Source organism: Pseudomonas fluorescens, assembly GCF_902498195.1.
Classification (GTDB): domain Bacteria; phylum Pseudomonadota; class Gammaproteobacteria; order Pseudomonadales; family Pseudomonadaceae; genus Aquipseudomonas; species Aquipseudomonas fluorescens_BU.
Map to the genome: position 1 here is coordinate 463673 of NZ_CABVIY010000004.1, position 17509 is coordinate 481181.

16 protein-coding genes are annotated in these 17509 nt (G+C 61.0%); 8 read left to right on the forward strand and 8 right to left on the reverse strand.

All coding sequences use genetic code 11. The features are described 5' to 3' along the window. Positions 1–15: 15 nt before the first annotated feature. Both F8N66_RS17325 and F8N66_RS17330 read left to right on the forward strand, forming a co-directional pair. Positions 16–594 carry a hypothetical protein gene (locus F8N66_RS17325; RefSeq protein WP_150771334.1) on the forward strand — a complete coding sequence of 193 codons (579 nt, stop codon included), beginning with the start codon at positions 16–18 and terminating at the stop codon, positions 592–594. Between the two features lie 570 nt (positions 595–1164). Continuing rightward, on the forward strand, positions 1165–1842 hold the full coding sequence (locus F8N66_RS17330) for a type 1 glutamine amidotransferase domain-containing protein (RefSeq protein ID WP_150771335.1): 678 nt from the start codon (positions 1165–1167) through the stop codon (positions 1840–1842). Positions 1843–1922: 80 nt separating this feature from the next. Here the strand turns inward: F8N66_RS17330 and F8N66_RS17335 are convergent, their stop codons facing one another. The 3 genes from F8N66_RS17335 to F8N66_RS17345 all read right to left on the reverse strand — a co-directional run bounded on the left by F8N66_RS17335 (position 1923) and on the right by F8N66_RS17345 (position 6039). Further along, on the reverse strand, positions 1923–3302 hold the full coding sequence (locus tag F8N66_RS17335; RefSeq protein WP_150771336.1) for a VOC family protein: 1380 nt from the start codon (positions 3300–3302) through the stop codon (positions 1923–1925). 306 nt (positions 3303–3608) lie between these two features. Further along, complete coding sequence (locus F8N66_RS17340) at positions 3609–4565, reverse strand: alpha/beta fold hydrolase (protein WP_150771337.1); 957 nt, start codon at positions 4563–4565, stop codon at positions 3609–3611. Positions 4566–4587: 22 nt separating this feature from the next. Then, complete coding sequence (locus F8N66_RS17345) at positions 4588–6039, reverse strand: flavin-containing monooxygenase (protein ID WP_150771338.1); 1452 nt, start codon at positions 6037–6039, stop codon at positions 4588–4590. 226 nt (positions 6040–6265) lie between these two features. Between F8N66_RS17345 and F8N66_RS17350 the strand changes: the two genes are divergently transcribed. Further along, a complete protein-coding gene (locus tag F8N66_RS17350) occupies positions 6266–7339 on the forward strand; it encodes a diguanylate cyclase (RefSeq protein ID WP_150771339.1) in 1074 nt (357 codons plus the stop codon). A gap of 441 nt (positions 7340–7780) precedes the next feature. Here the strand turns inward: F8N66_RS17350 and F8N66_RS17355 are convergent, their stop codons facing one another. The 3 genes from F8N66_RS17355 to F8N66_RS17365 all read right to left on the reverse strand — a co-directional run bounded on the left by F8N66_RS17355 (position 7781) and on the right by F8N66_RS17365 (position 10912). After that, the gene (locus F8N66_RS17355) at positions 7781–8650 is read right to left on the reverse strand and encodes an isocitrate lyase/PEP mutase family protein (RefSeq protein ID WP_150771340.1); all 870 of its coding nucleotides are present in this window, start codon (positions 8648–8650) and stop codon (positions 7781–7783) included. A 149-nt stretch (positions 8651–8799) separates the two neighbouring features. After that, a complete protein-coding gene (gene astA / locus F8N66_RS17360; protein WP_150771341.1) occupies positions 8800–9834 on the reverse strand; it encodes an arginine N-succinyltransferase in 1035 nt (344 codons plus the stop codon). A gap of 61 nt (positions 9835–9895) precedes the next feature. Beyond that, positions 9896–10912, reverse strand: a complete 1017-nt coding sequence (locus F8N66_RS17365; protein ID WP_150771342.1) for an arginine N-succinyltransferase — start codon at positions 10910–10912, stop codon at positions 9896–9898. Between the two features lie 497 nt (positions 10913–11409). On the opposite strand from F8N66_RS17365, the gene F8N66_RS17370 reads away from it, so the two are divergent. Together F8N66_RS17370 and cobF are read left to right on the forward strand one after the other, a co-directional pair. Then, positions 11410–11982, forward strand: a complete 573-nt coding sequence (locus tag F8N66_RS17370; RefSeq protein WP_150771343.1) for a histidine phosphatase family protein — start codon at positions 11410–11412, stop codon at positions 11980–11982. Further along, on the forward strand, positions 11982–12737 hold the full coding sequence (cobF, locus tag F8N66_RS17375) for a precorrin-6A synthase (deacetylating) (protein ID WP_150771344.1): 756 nt from the start codon (positions 11982–11984) through the stop codon (positions 12735–12737). Before F8N66_RS17370 ends, cobF begins: the two co-directional genes overlap by 1 nt. A gap of 96 nt (positions 12738–12833) precedes the next feature. On the opposite strand, the gene ftrA is transcribed toward cobF, so the two are convergent. Next, positions 12834–13808: a transcriptional regulator FtrA gene (ftrA, locus tag F8N66_RS17380; RefSeq protein ID WP_150771345.1), complete on the reverse strand. Its 975-nt coding sequence runs from the start codon at positions 13806–13808 to the stop codon at positions 12834–12836. Between the two features lie 101 nt (positions 13809–13909). On the opposite strand from ftrA, the gene F8N66_RS17385 reads away from it, so the two are divergent. Next, on the forward strand, positions 13910–14344 hold the full coding sequence (locus F8N66_RS17385; protein ID WP_150771346.1) for a rhodanese-like domain-containing protein: 435 nt from the start codon (positions 13910–13912) through the stop codon (positions 14342–14344). A gap of 96 nt (positions 14345–14440) precedes the next feature. Here the strand turns inward: F8N66_RS17385 and F8N66_RS17390 are convergent, their stop codons facing one another. Continuing rightward, the gene (locus tag F8N66_RS17390; protein WP_150771347.1) at positions 14441–15076 is read right to left on the reverse strand and encodes a type 1 glutamine amidotransferase; all 636 of its coding nucleotides are present in this window, start codon (positions 15074–15076) and stop codon (positions 14441–14443) included. A 231-nt stretch (positions 15077–15307) separates the two neighbouring features. Between F8N66_RS17390 and F8N66_RS17395 the strand changes: the two genes are divergently transcribed. Together F8N66_RS17395 and F8N66_RS17400 are read left to right on the forward strand one after the other, a co-directional pair. Further along, positions 15308–16087 carry an ABC transporter substrate-binding protein gene (locus F8N66_RS17395; RefSeq protein ID WP_150771348.1) on the forward strand — a complete coding sequence of 260 codons (780 nt, stop codon included), beginning with the start codon at positions 15308–15310 and terminating at the stop codon, positions 16085–16087. 204 nt (positions 16088–16291) lie between these two features. Further along, a complete protein-coding gene (locus F8N66_RS17400) occupies positions 16292–17404 on the forward strand; it encodes a M14 family metallopeptidase (RefSeq protein WP_150771349.1) in 1113 nt (370 codons plus the stop codon). Positions 17405–17509: the final 105 nt, after the last annotated feature.

Genomic DNA, 17509 nt, shown 5'->3' on the forward strand with positions numbered 1-17509 from the left:
AGGGAATGTCTGCCTATGAAACTTCACGTACTGACCAAAGCCATTACGCTCGCCACGTTGCTGTCCGCCACCAGCCTGAGTGCCATGGCGGCTGACATTCCGTTGTCAGCGGTGGTGGAAGCCGATCAGATCTCCACCAAAGTCATTTCGGTCGATGCCGCCAACCGTCAGGTCGTCCTTGAGGGGCCGGAAGGTCGCCAGGCCACGGTGCAACTGACCGAAAAGGCGAAAAACCTCGACAATCTGAAGCCTGGCGATCAGGTCGATATCAAGGTGACCCGCGCCGTGGCGGCCTACCTCGACACCGATGTCGACAAGGGCCTGCCAGGCACGACCGAGCGCACCGGCGAAGTCCGCGCGGCGCCGGGTAGCGCCAACCCTGGCGGTGAAGCTTATCGTCAGGTGCAAGTGCAGCTGAAGATCACCCATATCGACCTGAAGAAAAATCAGGTGACCCTCGAAAATCCGGCCGGGCAAAGTAAAACCCTGGATATCGAACGCCCGGAAGTTCAAGCCAAATTGAAGGATCTGAAAGTCGGGCAAAGCGTTTATGTGACCTATACCGACATACTGACAGTGACCAGCAAACGCTGAAGTTGAATGACGGTTGATTATTCCTGTACAACTTTTTGTATAGGAATAATCAGTGTAATGGACAAAGTGGTGAGTTTTAGCCATTGGGTAACTATGTGTCGAAAATTGTTAAAACATGTATCGGCAAATTTCACGTTTCAGACGCGGACATCTTGAGAATCTTCAATTAAAATACGCCCCGTTCGCCCAGTGTCAGGGCTCTTTACCAGTGCATGGATTGCCGAGGCCATTGCACTGGGCGAACTCCCTCCCCAAAGTGCGAATTGCACTTTCCATCGTGGTCCACACACGAACGATTTATCTATTTTGCAATTGATCTGAACTGGACAACTTCGCCGGCTTCGGCACGTTTTGAACTTGACGAATATCGCCCCGCAAGTTTCCTGAAAAACTGCTGGCACTTGCATAAAAGTTTGCGCGACACAGGGCCGTTTTTGGCGCACCGTATCGAGTGGCTTTACAGGCCGAACGATCAACCCCGCATCATGGTCTTACGCCAGGCCCGATGCCAGGCTTGCTGCGCATCCCGGCCCTACGCCACCCCCCGCAACCCCGAGATGGAGTGAAGACATGAAAATCCTGATGGTTTTAACGTCCCACGATCAATTGGGTAACACCGGCAAGAAAACCGGCTTCTGGCTGGAAGAATTCGCGGCACCTTATTACGCCTTCAAGGATGCAGGCGCGCAGCTGACCCTGGCCTCGCCCAAGGGCGGCCAGCCACCGCTGGACCCGAAAAGCGACGAGCCTGATTTCCAAACCGAAGCCACCGAGCGTTTCCGCAAGGACCCGGCCGCCCAGTCGGCATTGGCGTCGACGGCCTTGCTGGGTTCGGTGAGGGCCGGTGATTACGATGCGGTCTTCTATCCCGGCGGACATGGCCCGCTCTGGGACCTGGCCGAGGACAAGCAGTCGATCGCCCTCATCGAAGCGTTCTACAACGCCGGCAAACCGGTCGCGACGGTTTGCCATGCCCCGGGTGTATTGCGCCATGCCAGGGACGCGGACGGCCAGCCATTGGTCAAAGGCAAGAAAGTGACGGGGTTCACCAATACCGAAGAGGAGGCCGTGCAGCTGACCGACGTCGTGCCGTTCCTGGTGGAAGACGAGCTCAAGGCCAAGGGCGGGATATTTTCCAAGGGGCCGGATTGGGCCAGCTATGTGCTCACCGACGGCCTGTTGCTGACCGGACAGAACCCGGCTTCGTCGCAAGCGACCGCTGAAGCGTTACTGGCAAAACTGAAATAGAAGATCAAAAGACCGCAGCCTGCGGCCGCTCCTGCCTGGGAATGCGAATCCCTGTAGGAGCTGCCGCAGGCTGCGATCTTTTACGGGTTCAGCACCGCAAAACACTGCTCGATCGAGCGCCGCTGTGTCTGTGCATACAGCCCCAACTCATCAATCGTCGGACGACCCAGGGCCTGCTCGAACGCTTGCTGGTTGGAATGCACCCCATAGTGGGTTTGCGCGGCGTCCCCCAGGTTCGACTGAAAAATCCCCGCTGCGCTCACCGGCAGGAAATCTTCGTACACCAGCGGTTCAACCCGCAGATAGCCGTCCCTGACCAGGTCCTCCAGGGGCGCGGTTTTCAGCTCGACCGCCGCCCGTCCTTTTTCCGTCACAAAGTAGCGAAAGTACGCCAGTTCCTGTTGGCGCATGCCTTCATAAGTGTCAGGGAATTCGCTGAAGTGCTGCGCCATCAGCGCGTTGTAGCGGGCGGCGTTGGCTTCGTTGGGGAAGTCCTTGAGTTCGTCACGGGCGGCATTGAGTAAACGGTCGTACAGCGCCCGACCCTTGGGGGTGAGCGCGGCGCCGCGCTGCTCAATCTCGCCGAAACGGGCGCTGTGGCTGCCCTGCGTGTCGGCTTGATCGGTGAACGCGACCGGCTCGTCGAGCGCCTTGAAACTGGTCTGGCGCAACAGGATCGGACATTGCCGACGGGGCGGGCCTTCGATCACCGCCTTGGGGGTGATGCCATGCACGGGCATTTGCGCCTGGACGATATCGATGTCCAGGGTGCGCGGTGTCAGGTGATTGATGTGCGGGCCCTTGAACGCCACCACGTCGGCAATCAGGCGGTGTTGGGCGCTGAGTTTGCGATATTGCTCGGCAGTGACAGTGGCGCTGTGGTGCCAGCGGAAGGTTTCCAGCGCCTGCTCGACGAATTCCAGGGCTTCGTGTTCCGTGAGGCCGCCCTGGGTTTCGGCGCGATCGATGAGGGTCAACGCGGCGGGGGTGAAGATCGAACGCTGGTCCAGCACCGACTGGGCAAACGCCCGCAGTTGCAGGTCTTCGATCAGCTCCAGGCGCAACAGCGAGGTGAACACGCGAAACGGGCTGACCTGCAGCGACGTTTCATGCACCGCCCGAAACGCCGTGGAATGCACCGGCACACCGGCCGGGGTCAGGTCGTAATAACCCACCGGTTGCATGCCCATCACCGCGAACAGGCGGGCGAGGGTCGCCAGTTCCGCGGCGGTGCCGACGCGGATCGCGCCGTGGCGTTCCAGGTCCAGGCGCTCGATCTCGCCGGTGCTGTTCAACTGTCGGGCTACTTGCGGATCGTTGTCCAGCACGTGGCGGTTGGTCTGTTCCACCAGTTCCATCAGCGCGCCGTACAGCGGCACTTCTTCGCGGTACATATCGGACATCGCTTTGGAGAAGCGTTGGCGAATCAGGTCGGGGCTGACGAAGTTCGGGTGGTTCATGCACTGAATTCCTGGCGCGGTGACGTGAAGGATGGGAGAAAAGATCGCAGCCTTCAGCGGCGCCGACAAACGAAGTTTCTGACGAACTTCATTCTGCAAAGGACTGCATCCTGTCACGCTTGCGAGGCTGCCTTCCCTGTAGGAGCTGTCGAGCTTGCGAGGCTGCGATCGGCTGCGATCGGCTGCGAAGCAGTCGTAAAATCAGGCGCTGCGGTGCGTCAGGGAAAAATGCATGTTGGATTTACGACTGCTGCGCAGCCGATCGCAGCCTCGCAAGCTCGACAGCTCCTACGGGTTCCGCGATCGTCAATGCAATCGTTGATCCTGAGGGCTTTCCGAGCGCAGCGATGCCAAAAACTCCCGATACAGGCGCGCCGAACCGGCGGGCGCCTCGACCATCGGCATGTGGCCGATGCCCTCCCAGATCTCAACCCGCAGGTCGGCAATGCCTTTGCTCCAGATGGCCACGCTACTGACATCGATCAAACGGTCCTTGCGCCCCCACAGCAACAGCGCCGGGGCCTTGATTGCCGGGAGTTTCGGTTCCATCAGCGGGCTGGCGCGAAAATCGCGGAAGATTTCTTCCAGTTCATCGCGCGCCTGTTGATAGCGATGGGCGATGGCGTCCAGCACCACGCGCGGCACCCACGGTGGCTCGGCCATGGTCATGGCATAAAAGTATTTGAATTCTTCCCGGGAATTGATCAGGAACGGGTTGTGGCCCTTGGCCAAATGCCGTTCCAGGTCACTGGGTTCGGGCGACGCGACGCCCGCCGGGTCGAACAGGGCGACCGAGACAATGCGCTCCGGGTAATAAGCCGCGAGCCAGGCCGCGATATAGCCGCCCATCGAGTTGCCGATCACATGGACTTTCTCGACCCCGCAAACGTCCAGCAACTGGATCATGCGCTTGGCTTGCAACGCGATGTCATAGCCGCCACCGGCCTTGAAGCCGGTTTCGCCATGACCGGCGATGTCGGGGATGATCACCCGGTAATTGCCGACAAAGTGCCGGGCAAAGCGCAGCCAGATATTTTTATCCGCGCTGAAGCCGTGAAGCATCAACACATTGCTGGAGGCTTCGTAGGGCCCGCCTTGCCAGGTCGAGACGGTCATCTCGCTGATGGGCACCACAATCTTGTGCAGTTTGTACAACCTGGCCTCGGCGGCGACGCTCAAGTCGTACAGCCAGTACCCGATGGCCGGGTAGCTCAACCAGCTCCAGGCCGCGAAAACCGCAATAGCGACAACCAGTAAAAGCATCAGGTGTCTTCCTTCTGACAGATCAGGACAAAATGTGATCGGCGGGTTTCAGGGCTCGGGTCAAGCGGTGGAAGCTGAAACTGAACCCCGGAAACATGGCAATCACATGACCGCTCCTGCTTTGATACCAACTGTGGCAGCCTCCGGACTTCCACACCGTGCGTTCCATTTCTCTATGGATCATTTCAGTGTAGGTACGTTCTGCCTCGGGGCGTACTTCGATGCTGCGCAAACCTCGTGCTTTTAGCGTGCGAATGCAGTCCAGGATGTAGTTCATCTGCGATTCGATGATAAACAGCGCCGATGTGTGGCCGATTCCGGTGTTGGGACCTGTGACGATAAACAGGTTGGGAAAGTCCGGCAGGCTGGTGCCGAGGTAGGCCCGGGGATATTCGGCCCAGACAGTTCTGAGTTGCGTGCCGTTTTTACCGGTGACCGGGTAGGAAATCACCCCGTCGGTGGCGTCGTAGCCGGTGGACCAGACGATCAGGTCCAGGTCGAGGTGCTGGCCGTCCTGCATGACGATCCCGGTTTCGTCGATCTCGGCAATGCCTTGTTCGCGGCTGTGCAAGGTCACGTTGGCGCGGGCCAGCGCCGGGTACAGCGTGCTGGACAGAATCACCCGCTTGCAGCCGAGGGTGTAGTCCGGCGTCAGTTTTCGCCGCAGTTCGGCGTCCGCTACCTGACGCTTGATCAAGCGCAAGGCCTGGTGCTGGACCATGCGCACCGCCGGTTTCGAGTACTTGAACGCGATCACCCGGGTTTCGAACTGCCAGTAGATCATCCAGCGCAGGAGCTTATAAGCCGGCTTGAACCCGAGCAGCCAGCGCTGGAAACGGCCGAACGTGCGGTCCGCCCGGGGCAAGACCCAATGTGGCGTGCGCTGGAATACATGCAGGTGTTCGACGTCCGGGGCGATCGCCGGAATGACCTGGGCCGCGCTGGCGCCGCTGCCGACGATGGCCACGCGTTTTTGCCGGTAGTCGTAGGAATGGTCCCAGTTGTTGGTGTGAAAAGTCTTGCCCTTGAAGCGCTCCTGGCCCTTGAAATGCGGCACCACCGGTTGACTCAGCGGCCCGGTGGCATTGATCAGGAATTGCGCATGAAAGGTGCCTTTGGCGGTGTGCACCGCCCAGCGTTTACCGGCATCGTCCCATTCCACCCGCTCGACATTGGCTTGCAGTTCCACCCGCTCGCGAAGGCCGAAACGCTCCACCACGTAACGGGTGTAGCGATGCAGTTCGGCCTGTTCGGCGAACATCTGCGTCCAGCGATAGGGGGCAAAGGACAGCGAGTAGAGCGGCGAGGGCACGTCGACGGCCGCGCCGGGATAGGTGTTCTGGCACCAGGTGCCGCCGAAGAAATCCCGCCGTTCCAGCAGACGAAAGTCGGTGATGCCGGCCTTGAGCAGATTGACCGCTGCACACTGACCGCCAAAGCCGCTGCCGATGATCAACACTTGAAAAGTCTGCATGGGGCTCCTGTTTGCCGGCATGGGTCCAACCCGTTCTTCATGTATAGCCGTTTCTGCGGGGCTTTTGCTGCTCTTCTGCAGGCGCAAGCTCGCTCCAGCAGATAGCCAGATAACGGGGTATTCAGCCCGCCAGTCGGTGATGGCTATTTGACGGTGCCCTGATAGACTTCGTGCACACCTGCAATGGCGGTGCGAGCAGGTTCCGTTCAGCGGAACAGAGGTCCCAATGGAAAAGATGGGAGGAAAAGGACTTTCACTGGCCAGGAGGCTCTACACCTCGCGCGCCCTGGGGCTGGTATTGGGCTTGCTGTGCGTGAGCGTGGCGATGTACCCGTTGAACCCTGCGCCCTGGGTCTGGGGTTTGATGCTGTTCAACGGTCTGTTCTGGCCGCACCTGGCCTACCAATGGGCGCGCCGGTCCACGACGCCTTACCACGCCGAATACCGCAATTTGCTGGTGGATGCCTTCATGGGCGGCTTCTGGGTCGCGGCCATGCACTTCAATCCGCTGCCCAGTGCCATCACCCTGTCCATGATGGCGATGAACAACGTGGCCATCGGTGGCTTGCGGTTTCTGTTGTTGGGCACTGTCGTGCAGATGCTCGGCCTGGGCATCGGATGGCTGATCTTTTTCCCGCTGTTCATTCCACAAACCAGCCCGCTGCAGCTCTACGCCAGCTTGCCGCTGATGTGTTTTTATCCGCTGGCACTGGGCTGGATCTGCTTTCGGCAGGCCCATACCCTCGGTCGGCAAAAGCGTGAGCTGTTGGCCCTGAGCCGCACCGACAGCCTGACCGGGCTGCTTAATCACGGGGCCTGGAAGGACCAACTGGAAATCGAATTCCAGCGCTGCCAGCGTCAGCAGCGAGGCGGGGCGATCGCGCTGATCGATATCGATCATTTCAAAAGCATCAACGACACGTATGGCCATGTCGCCGGTGACATCGTGTTGCGGCACCTGAGCAAAATGCTCAGGCAGAACCTCAGGGCCACCGATGTCGCCGGGCGATATGGGGGGGATGAGTTTTGTGTGATTCTTCCGGACTTGCCCTTGAACAGTGCCGCTGTGGCTATGGAAGCGCTGCGTGACCGTTTCGCGACCCTGGGCTATGAGCAGAATCCGGCGTTGAAAGTCAGCTTGAGCATTGGGCTGGCGGCGTTCAACTCCACGCATGCCGATGCGACGCTGTGGCTCAATGATGCTGATCAGGCGTTGTATGAGGCCAAGAGTACGGGGCGTAATCGGGTGATTTGCAGTGATAACGAGCGACCGCATCGCGCACTGTTCGATTCGGTATAGCGTTTTGCGCGATCCCCCGCACTGTAGGAGCGAGGCTTGCCCGCGAAGGCGGCCTGATAGCCGGCCTGGCTGTTGTTGATTGAGTACATATCCATTGCTGCGGTAACGGCCGCTTATGGTTTCGCCCTTACGGCGACTCACTTTTTTTACAAGCGCCTAAAAAAAGTAAGCAAAAAAACGCTCGCCCCGGCGTCCGGCCCCTCGCCAAGGCTCGGGGTTCCTTCGCTCCGGCATTCATCCGGGGACACTGCCCTCCGGTTGGCTTCGCTGCACCTACATGCAGCGTGTTCGACTGCGTCGAACGGCGCTGCGCGCCACTCCCCGGATAAACGCCTGCGCTCAGCCTTCCGAAGGGGCGGGTGGGGCAAAAGCCAAAACCAAGCAAAAGCCAAAGCCAAAGCCAAAACCAAGCAAAAGCCAGCGTCCGACAACCGGAAGACGTTACTCCTTCACGCTCATGAATTCTTCCGCATAGCGGATGTATTCTTCCGGCTGGGTGTAGGTGTGGGTCAGTTCGGTCGCGCCCAGGTCCGAGGCCTGGGTGAAGATCTGGCGTTGTTCGCGCAGGCTGTCGTAGGTGGCCTTGATGGCCGCGAAGTAGGCGCCGTGGCCGTCGATGGTGACGCGCACGCCGAGTTCGGCCAGGCGTTTGTCGTCGCGCAGCGCCGGGTTGCCGTAGGTCACCAGCATCAGCGGCACGCTGAGGTGTTCGGCGATCTGTTCCAGGTGGTCGAAGTCGCGTATCCCCACCATGCAGATGCCATCCGCGCCGGCGGCCTGGTATTGCCTGGTGCGGCTGATGATTTCCTGGACCGGCAGGATCCCGGCGTGGGTGCGGGCGACGATGGCCATTTCCGAGTCGCAGCGTGCTTCCAGTGCTGCGCGAATCTTGCCGACGCCTTCGGCGACGGTGATCAGGTCGGTGGATTTACGGCCGAATTGCGCCGGCAGCAAGGTGTCTTCGATGGTCAGGGCGGCCACGCCGGCCCGTTCGAGCTCGACGATGGTGCGCATGACGTTCAGCGCGTTGCCGTAGCCATGGTCGGCGTCGGCGATGACCGGCAACTGGGCGACGCGGCCGATGCGGGTGGCCTGTTCGGCGAATTCGCTGAGGGTGATCAAGGCAAAGTCAGGGGCACCCAGCACCTGTAGCGAAGCGACCGACCCGCCGAGGATGCCGACTTCGAATCCCAGGTCGGCGGCGATGCGTGCCGACATCGGATCGAAGACCGATGCGGTGTGATAGCAGGTGTTGGAAGCGAACAGTTGGCGAAAATTGCGGCGCAAATCTTGATGAGACAGCCTGGACATATGGGTTCCACCAATGGAAATGGAAAGGCTTGAGCAAAAGTGTCAACGCCGAAAGAGTTAGAGGCTATCACGGGTGCAGGTGGTAAATGATGACGAATTTAGGGTGAATGCTGCCATTTTGCTTGCAGCACGGTTCATCGTCCCGGCGATCAGGCCGCCACGGCCCGTGCTTGCTGTTCGCGCATCAGCACGCCGCGCACCGAATCACCGGGTTGCAATTGCAAGTGCTTGGCGGTGAGGCGATCAACCGTCAGGCAACCACCGACCTGTCGCGCCGGGGCGGTGGTGATGCGGCAGTTTTCCAGGCGGCGGTTGTGGATCAGCCACATCGGGGCCTGGTCGTCCGGGCTGCCGATGGCCAGTTCCAGCAGTTGACTGTCGCGCACGGTACGGATATTCGCTATCGGCGACTCGATGAGCGGGCCGGCGTCGAAGATATCGATGTAGCCGCGGTGGGCAAAACCCTCGGCGGTGAGGATTTTCAGCGCCGCTTCGCTGTTGATATGGGGCTTACCGATCACGGCCTGGGCCTGCTCGGTGAGCAGGCAGGTGTAAAGCGGCTGGCGTGGCATCAGTTCGGCGATGAACGATTTGTTGCCCAGCCACGACAAGTGATCGGCGTGGCTGAAGTCCATCTTGAAAAAGTGCCGGCCCACACTGTCCCAGAAAGGTGAACACCCTCGTTCGTCGGCGCTGCCACGCAATTCCGCGATGAGTTTGTCACCGAACAGATGGGGGAATTCCGCGACAAACAAAAGGCGACTCAGGGACAGCAGTCGGCCGTGCCCCTCCAGGCGTTGATCGGGGCGCAGGAACAATGAGCCGAGCTCCGATTGTCCGGTCATTTCATTGTTCAGGAACAACGTCGGGATGTGCCGCTGGATGCCCAGGTCCGCCGATGCGCTGACCGTCAGCCCGACGCGGTAGTTGTACCAGGGTTCGCGCAGGCCGACGGCCCCCGTCAGGGCACTGACGCCGATCACTTGCTGATCATCGTCTTCGAGCACGAACAGGTAATCGGCATCGGCGCGCTCGACCTGTTCGGCGAATGTCCTCCTGGCCCAACGCAGGCGATGGCTCAGGCGTTCTTCGTTGGCCGGCAGGCTGGTCAAGCCGCGGCCCGCCTGCCGGACCAGCGTACGCAGGGCGGGCAGGTCGGTGACCTGGACCGGGCGGACAATCATGCTGCAACTCCTGCTTCGCGCCCGCTCGGGCGCTGTCGTTGGGCACCGGGCCGGTAGCGGCTCACAGGGCGACCAGCCGGATCGGGCTGCCTTCGCTGACCTTCAGCGCCGCGCACATGCCGGCGTCGAGGCCCACGGGTTGCCCGGCGATATAGTCCAGTTCGGCGACGATGGCCCGATAATTTTCCAGGGAATCATTGCTGACCAGGTAGCGGCCACGGGCATCGATGGCGGCCACGGGTTTGGCCTGCGCGCTGTGGCTGCGGGCGATGGAGCGGATGCCGGCCGTGCGCGCAAACAGCGTCGGGCCACCGTCGAACAGGTCGACATAACTGTTGGTTTCGAAGCCCTCGCGCTCAAGGATATCGAAGGCGTCCTGGCCATCGGGATGAATGCGGCCGATGCAGTCCTGGGCGGCCTGGGGCAGCATCGGCACGTAGATGGGGTAGTGCGGCATCAATTCGGCGAGAAACGTCCGGCTTTCCAGGCCGCACAGCCGTTCTGCCTCGACGTAGGGCAGGTCGAAGAAATGCTTGCCCACGGCATCCCAGAACGGTGAGTGACCCTCGTCGCTGCTGTAGCCGACGATTTCGGTGATTACCGCGTCGGAAAAACGCCGGGCATGGGCCGCGATAAACAACAGTCGCGCCCGTGATAACAGCTCGGAGGACGCGGTGCGCGCCAATGCGGCATCGATATGGAACCCCCGCAACAAGGTGTGACCGCTGAGGTCATGGCACACCGACAGCGCCGGCACGTTGTGCTCGATGTTCAGTTCCCGCGAGGCGCTGTTGAACGGGCGGTTGCGCAGGCTGTAGAAGGGTTCGCAGAAGCCGGCGGTGGCGAGGATTTCCGAACAGCCCACCAGGCGCCGGTCTGTCAGGTCTTCCAGCACGAAGCAGTAACTCTCCGGGCCCGGGCTGTGCACGGTTTGCTCGAATGACGTGCGGGAATCGAGGATTTTGTCGCGCAGGCGCTCGCCATCGTCCGGCAAGGACGTGACGCCCACCAGGCTCTCGCGGGCGAGACGCTGCAATTGGGGCAGGTCGGTTAACTGCACTGGACGCAAGACCAGCATGGATGCACTCCTGTATCAAAGGGCTCGGTGACGGGCACCGGGCCTGACTATCACTGTCGGTTTCCACGCGTTGAAGCGGCGGCTGCCCGGGAGGGCTCCGCTCTTTTTTCAGTCGTTATGGGTTCGGACGGTGCAGGGTCCGACCAGGATCGATGATCGGGTCTTTGAGTGAAGGCATCCTGGCTCCTGCTGGATGGGGTATCGATAGTCCGTTTAAATCAGTATTTATTTAAGCGGCGTGACATGTCTAGTTAATTTTGACGGCCCAAAAACAGTGCAAATGCCCATGGGTCAAAGGCTACGCAGATGGCAATCTATCTTGTAGGGCATCGCCTATTGGAATGTCGGATATGGCGATTGTTGAGCGATGAAATGTCTGAGCCGGCCCGCATCAAGGGCTTGAATGAAACACCACCGATCATCCGTGTTCCGGCACAATTGCCCGCTATTCCACGGCGTAAAGCTGTTTTTTCTTGCGGGCGACGGAGAGAATTTTCGTGCAGGCGACCTGTTTGACTTTGCTGTGCCACGCTCGAACCGTCGCACAGAAATTGGCGCGTTTTCCTACAAATGAGCCGTTGGAGATGGATTGGCAATCGGCCAGGGGGTCGCGCAGCACCCGATTCAAGGGTTCGCCCAGGCTGATGTGCGCCCCGGAGCTGCGGACCCGGCAAACCGCCGAACTGTTCGGCGACACCGTTGAAGTGGTTGAAGCGCTGAGGGACTGCGATTTCGGCCGCTGGAACGCGGCCCGCATCAATGACGTGCAAAAGAGCGAGCCCGAACGGCTGCAATCCTGGCTTGCCGATCCGGATTCCGCACCCCACGGCGGGGAGTCGGTGGCGCAGGTCATTGAGCGGGTGGCCGCCTGGCTGGTGACATTGCAGGCGGTACCCGGTCAAGTCGTCGCCGTGACCCACCCGTTTATCATCCGCGCCGCCCTGACGCACGTGCTGCAAAGTCCGGCGTTCAACCTGATTGATGTCGAGCCGTTGTCGGCCATCGAACTGAGGTTCAATGGTTGCTGGCGACTGCGCTTGCCGGGCATCGAGCCCGAAGGAACGCTTTGATGAAAACACTCCTGGTCATCGGCATTGGCGCCGGCAACCCCGACTACATCACGATGCAGGCGGTCAAGGCGCTGAACCGGGCCGATGTGTTCTTCCTCATGGACAAGGGCCAGAGCAAGGACAAGCTGATCGACCTGCGCCGCGACATCTGCGAGCGCTACATCACCGATCGCGACTACCGTTTTGTCGAAGCGCAAAGCCCGGAGCGCGAACGGGGCGATGTGGACTACACCACCAGCGTCGACGATCTGAACCTGGCCAAGCAGCGGACCTTTGAACGGCTGATCAACGAGCAACTGTCCGACGGCCAGTGCGGCGGTTTCCTGGTGTGGGGCGACCCGGCGTTGTACGACAGCACCGTGCGCATCCTGCAGGCAATTCTTACCTCGGGCGCCTGTGCCTTCGAGTTCGAAGTGATCCCCGGCATCACCAGTGTGCAGGCGTTGGCGGCGCAGCATAAAGTGCCGCTCAACCGGATTGGCCGCTCGGTCGAAATCACCACCGGCCGACGGCTGGCGGCGGGGCAGGTGAGCGATGCCGACAGCCTGGTGGTGATGCTCGATGCGCAGGATGCCTACCATCAGGTGGCGGACCAGGACACCGAGATTTACTGGGGCGCGTACCTGGGGACGGCGGACGAAATCCTCATCAGCGGCAAGCTTCGGGACGTGGCGGATGAGATCGAGCGGGTGCGCAAGGCGGCGCGGCTGGCCAATGGCTGGATCATGGATACCTATCTGTTGCGCAAGCCTTGACAGGTTGGTTGTCATTTCGGGCCTCTTCGCGAGCAAGCCCGCTCCCACAGGGTCACCGCGATACCTGTGGGAGCGGGCTTGCTCGCGAAGAAGCCCTCAAGAACACTGCAAATCTCCACGCCCAAACCGCTCCCGATACACCGACGGCGGCACGCCGACCACGCTGCGAAACGCCACCCGAAAGCTTTCCACCGATCGATAACCACAATGCTGGGCAATCTGTTCGGTGTTTTGATGGGTACTTTCCAGCAGTTCGCGGGCGCGGCCCAGGCGTTCATGTTGCAACCAGGTCTTGGGCGATTGACCGCTGGCTTCGGTGAAGCGCCTCAGGAAGGTGCGCTCGCTCATGGCCGCTTCGCTGGCCAGGTCACGCACTTCCAGCGGTTGATGCAGACGCTCGCGTGCCCACTGCATGACGCGGGAAAGATCGCTGCGCGGCGTAGGACTGACCGGCGTGGGAATAAACTGCGCCTGGCCACCGGTGCGTTGCGGCGACATCACCAGCCGCCGCGCCACGGCGTTGGCCACCTGGGTGCCGAAATCCCGGGCCACCAGATGCAGGCAGGCGTCAATGCCGGCCGCGCTGCCGGCCGAGGTGATCAACTGGCCCGAGTCGACATACAGCACATCGGGGTCTACCAGGATGTCGGGAAAGCGTTCGGCCAGTTCCGTGGTGTAGCGCCAGTGCGTGGTGGCGCCGTGGCCATTGAGCAACCCGGTGGCGGCCAGCACGAATACCCCCGAGCAGATCGACAGCAAGCGCGCACCCCGGTCGTGGGCCTGGCGCAAGGCGGCGAGCAGCGGCTCGGGTACGGCGGCGTTGCGGTCGCGCCAGCCGGGAATGATGATGGTCCGGGCATTGGCGAGCAGGTCCAGGCCGCCATCCGCCAGGACCTGGATGCCGCCCATGGCGCGCATCGGGCCTTGGTCGACGCCGACAATCCGGTGTTCGTACCAGGGGAAATCGAACTCCGGCCGCGCCAGGCCGAAGATCTCCACGGCGATGCCGAACTCAAAGGTACAGAGGCCGTCGTAGGCCAGAATGGCGACCAATCCTGGGGCAGTGTGCATTTGGCGGAAAATTCCCGGTGAGTGTCTTATGCGCCACTGTAACGTCAAGGGGCGGGCAGATACAGTCTGTTCACACCCACTGACACCCTGGAGCACCGCCCATGACCAGCCTGGTCCGCGACATCCCCGCCGCACCTTCGGCCATCGCCCTGATGCATTTCAGCAACCGCCTGACCTTCGAAACCGACTGTTCCGACGTGCATGGCAGCCAACAGGCCGGGGAGATCGATTTTATCCTGGTGGATGTGCGGGGGCCGCTGGCATTCGAGCGCGGGCATGTGCCGGGGGCCATCAATATTCCGGGCCGCTTGCTCACCGCTGAAAGTCTGGCGGCCTATCCCAGGAGCAGCCTGTTCGTGGTCTATTGCGCGGGCCCGCACTGCAACGGCGCGAACAAGGCGGCAGTGAAACTGGCGGCGCTGGGGTACCCGGTCAAGGAGATGATCGGCGGCGTGACCGGATGGCTGGATGAAGGGTTTGCGTTGAGTGTCGAGGTGCAGCGACCGGTCAATACGGTCATCGGTTGCGAATGCTGAGGTAGCCGCAAAGATCGCAGGCTGCGCAAGCTCCTACAGGGGATGCACATTCATCTGTAGGAGCTGGCGCAGCCTGCGATCTTTTGATGTTGCTGTTCAAGTCACCGCCCACCACTCATCCAGCGTCGCCTGCAACCAGTCAAAAACGGCAGCATGGGCGGCGTTGTCCCGAGCCCCCCCCCGAGGCAACGGCGATTCTTCGGCGAAGTGCTGATTCAACAAAGCCACCGATTGCGCATTCCACTCCGGATGAAACTGCAAACCCACCCGCGTTGGCCCTACGCGGTACATCTGCTGTGCACAGTGCTCGCTACTGGCCAGCAACTGCGCCCCGGGCGGCAGGTCAATGGCATCTTCGTGCCACTCCAGCACCTTCAAACCCTGGCCATCGATGAAGTTCACGGTGGTCCAGCCCGTTTCGCTTTGCGCCATGCGCCGCACATTGCCGCCCAGGCTCAGGGCCAGCAATTGTGCCCCCAGGCAAATGGCGAACACGGCCGCGCCTCGATCCAGGCTGCCCGCCAGCCATTGCCGTTCGGCTTCCAGCCAGGCCGGCCCGGCGTTGGACTCATAGGGCCCACCCAACACGATCACAGGCGCCGCGCTGACGGGCGGTAACTGGCCTAGATCTGCACGAAAGACATTCAGCGTCACCCCGCGCGAGGCGGCCCATTCGGCAATGGCGCCCGGCCCTTCGGCGGGGTGGTGCTGGATCAGGTTCAACTCGGACATCACGCTTCTCACGAATGGGCAGGTGGGCGAACATTATCTGACAGACTTTGCACCGTGCTGGAGCACGCTGAAATCACTGTCGGATGTTTGACCATTTTCTGTAAGAACTTGTCGCGTCGAAACAATTGGCCCTGCCCGAGCCGCTCTAGACTGCCGGCCTCTTCGGTCTTACCCGCCACAAGCAAACGACCGAAAGCTGCCAATAAAAGTCTCCGCACACAGGAGTTATAAATGAAGAAGCTAGTGATGTTCGGTGCCCTGGCACTGTCGATGTTGTCCCTGACCGCCGTGGCCGACGACGCCAAGCCGATCCGCATCGGTATCGAAGCCGGTTACCCGCCATTCTCGATGAAAACCCCTGACGGCAAGTTGACCGGTTTCGACGTCGATATCGGCGACGCGCTGTGCGAGCAGATGAAAGTGAAGTGCACCTGGGTCGAGCAAGAGTTCGACGGCCTGATCCCGGCACTGAAGGTCAAGAAAATCGACGCCATCCTGTCGTCCATGACCATCACCGACGACCGCAAGAAGAACGTCGATTTCACCATCAAGTACTACCACACCCCGGCGCGCTTCGTGATGAAGGAAGGCACCGCCATCAAGGACCCGCTGACCGAGCTCAAGGGCAAGAAAGTCGGTGTGCTGCGCGCCAGTACCCACGACCGCTTCGCCACCGAAGTGCTGGTGCCGGCCGGGATCGAGCTGGTGCGTTACGGTTCCCAGCAGGAAGCCAACCTGGACATGGTTTCCGGTCGCGTCGACGCGCTGCTGGCCGACTCGGTCAACCTGGATGACGGTTTCCTGAAAACCGACGCCGGTAAAGGCTTCGCCTTCGTTGGCCCTGAATACAACGATCCGAAATACTTCGGTGGCGGTGCCGGTATTGCCGTGCGCAAGGGCGATACCGCCCTGGCCGAGCAATTCAACAAAGCCATCACCGAAATCCGCGCCAACGGCAAGTACAAGCAAGTGCAGGACAAGTACTTCAAGTTTGACGTTTACGGCGAGTAATCCAGCTGTTTGAAAGAAGTGGCAGCCGTTGACGCGGCGGCCACTTTTTTATGATTTCTATCTTTTGAATCGAGAAACCTGTGGGAGCGGGCTTGCTCGCGAAAGCGGCAGTACATTCGACATAGATGTTGCCTGACATTCCGCTTTCGCGAGCAAGCCCGCTCCCACAGGTGATCTCAGTGACCCTTGAATTGGAGCGTCCCCATGCAACGCATCGACCACCCACTGCCCTGGAGCCACCTCGGAACCGAGCGCACCCTCAGCGTGTTCCGTTACGGTTCAGGTAAGCGCAAGGTCTACATCCAGGCCAGCCTGCACGCCGATGAGCTGCCGGGCATGCGTACGGCCTGGGAGCTGAAGAAGCGCCTGGCCGAGCTGGAAAGCCAGGGCCAGTTGCAGGGCGTGGTTGAACTGGTGCCGGTGGCCAACCCCATCGGTCTCGATCAGCATCTGCAAGGCAGTCACATGGGCCGCTTCGAACTCGGCAGCGGCAAGAATTTCAACCGCGCATTCGTCGAACTCAGTGCTCCGGTCGCCCGGTTGATCGGTGATCGCCTGGGCAACGATGCCGAAGCGAACATCACGCTGATCCGCCAGGCCATGGGCCAGGTGCTCGACGGCTTGCCGGCCCCGGCTTCGCAACTGGAAGCCATGCATCGCCTGTTACTGCGCCACGCCTGCGACGCCGACATCACCCTCGATCTGCATTGCGATTTTGATGCGGCGATTCACATTTACGCCTTGCCGCAACACTGGCCGCAGTGGCAATCCCTGGCGGCGCGCTTGAAGGCCGGCGTGGCGTTGCTGTGTGAAGACTCCGGCGGCAGTTCCTTCGACGAGTCCTGTTCCTCACCGTGGTTGCGCCTGGCCAGGGCGTTCCCCGATGCCGCGATTCCACCGGCCAACCTGGCGACCACCCTGGAACTGGGCAGCATGGGCGACACCCGGGTCGACCAGGCGCAAGCCAACTGCGAAGCGATCCTGGGCTTCCTTGCCGAACAGGGTGTGATCAAGGGCACCTGGCCGGCGGCGCCGCAGGAATGCTGTGAAGGGATGCCGTTCGAAGGCACCGAATACCTGTTCGCACCGCATCACGGGGTGGTCAGCTTCCTGCGCGAGGCCGGTGAATGGGTGGAGCGGGGCGATGCACTGTTCGAAGTGGTCGACCCGCTCAACGACAGGGTCAGCACCGTACGGGCCGGAACCAGTGGCGTGCTGTTTGCCATCGATCGCGGGCGTTACACGCAGCCGGGGACCTGGCAGGCTAAAGTGGCGGGACGGGAGCCGATTCGGGTCGGAAAGTTGATCAACGACTGACTCCAGAAGTTGCTGCGCCTCATCTGGCCTTTTCGCGAGCAGGCTCGCTCCCACAATGGAATGCATTTCAAATGTGGGAGCGAGCCTGCTCGCGAAGGCTGAATC

Coding starts and splice junctions, on each gene's coding strand:
- F8N66_RS17400 (WP_150771349.1), top strand. CDS start 16,292: ATGCAACGCATCGACCACCCACTGCCCTGGAGCCACCTCGGAACCGAG.
- astA (WP_150771341.1), bottom strand. CDS start 9,834: ATGATTGTCCGCCCGGTCCAGGTCACCGACCTGCCCGCCCTGCGTACG.
- F8N66_RS17350 (WP_150771339.1), top strand. CDS start 6,266: ATGGAAAAGATGGGAGGAAAAGGACTTTCACTGGCCAGGAGGCTCTAC.
- cobF (WP_150771344.1), top strand. CDS start 11,982: ATGAAAACACTCCTGGTCATCGGCATTGGCGCCGGCAACCCCGACTAC.
- F8N66_RS17325 (WP_150771334.1), top strand. CDS start 16: ATGAAACTTCACGTACTGACCAAAGCCATTACGCTCGCCACGTTGCTG.
- F8N66_RS17365 (WP_150771342.1), bottom strand. CDS start 10,912: ATGCTGGTCTTGCGTCCAGTGCAGTTAACCGACCTGCCCCAATTGCAG.
- F8N66_RS17390 (WP_150771347.1), bottom strand. CDS start 15,076: ATGTCCGAGTTGAACCTGATCCAGCACCACCCCGCCGAAGGGCCGGGC.
- F8N66_RS17355 (WP_150771340.1), bottom strand. CDS start 8,650: ATGTCCAGGCTGTCTCATCAAGATTTGCGCCGCAATTTTCGCCAACTG.
- F8N66_RS17385 (WP_150771346.1), top strand. CDS start 13,910: ATGACCAGCCTGGTCCGCGACATCCCCGCCGCACCTTCGGCCATCGCC.
- F8N66_RS17335 (WP_150771336.1), bottom strand. CDS start 3,302: ATGAACCACCCGAACTTCGTCAGCCCCGACCTGATTCGCCAACGCTTC.
- F8N66_RS17345 (WP_150771338.1), bottom strand. CDS start 6,039: ATGCAGACTTTTCAAGTGTTGATCATCGGCAGCGGCTTTGGCGGTCAG.
- ftrA (WP_150771345.1), bottom strand. CDS start 13,808: ATGCACACTGCCCCAGGATTGGTCGCCATTCTGGCCTACGACGGCCTC.
- F8N66_RS17340 (WP_150771337.1), bottom strand. CDS start 4,565: ATGCTTTTACTGGTTGTCGCTATTGCGGTTTTCGCGGCCTGGAGCTGG.
- F8N66_RS17395 (WP_150771348.1), top strand. CDS start 15,308: ATGAAGAAGCTAGTGATGTTCGGTGCCCTGGCACTGTCGATGTTGTCC.
- F8N66_RS17330 (WP_150771335.1), top strand. CDS start 1,165: ATGAAAATCCTGATGGTTTTAACGTCCCACGATCAATTGGGTAACACC.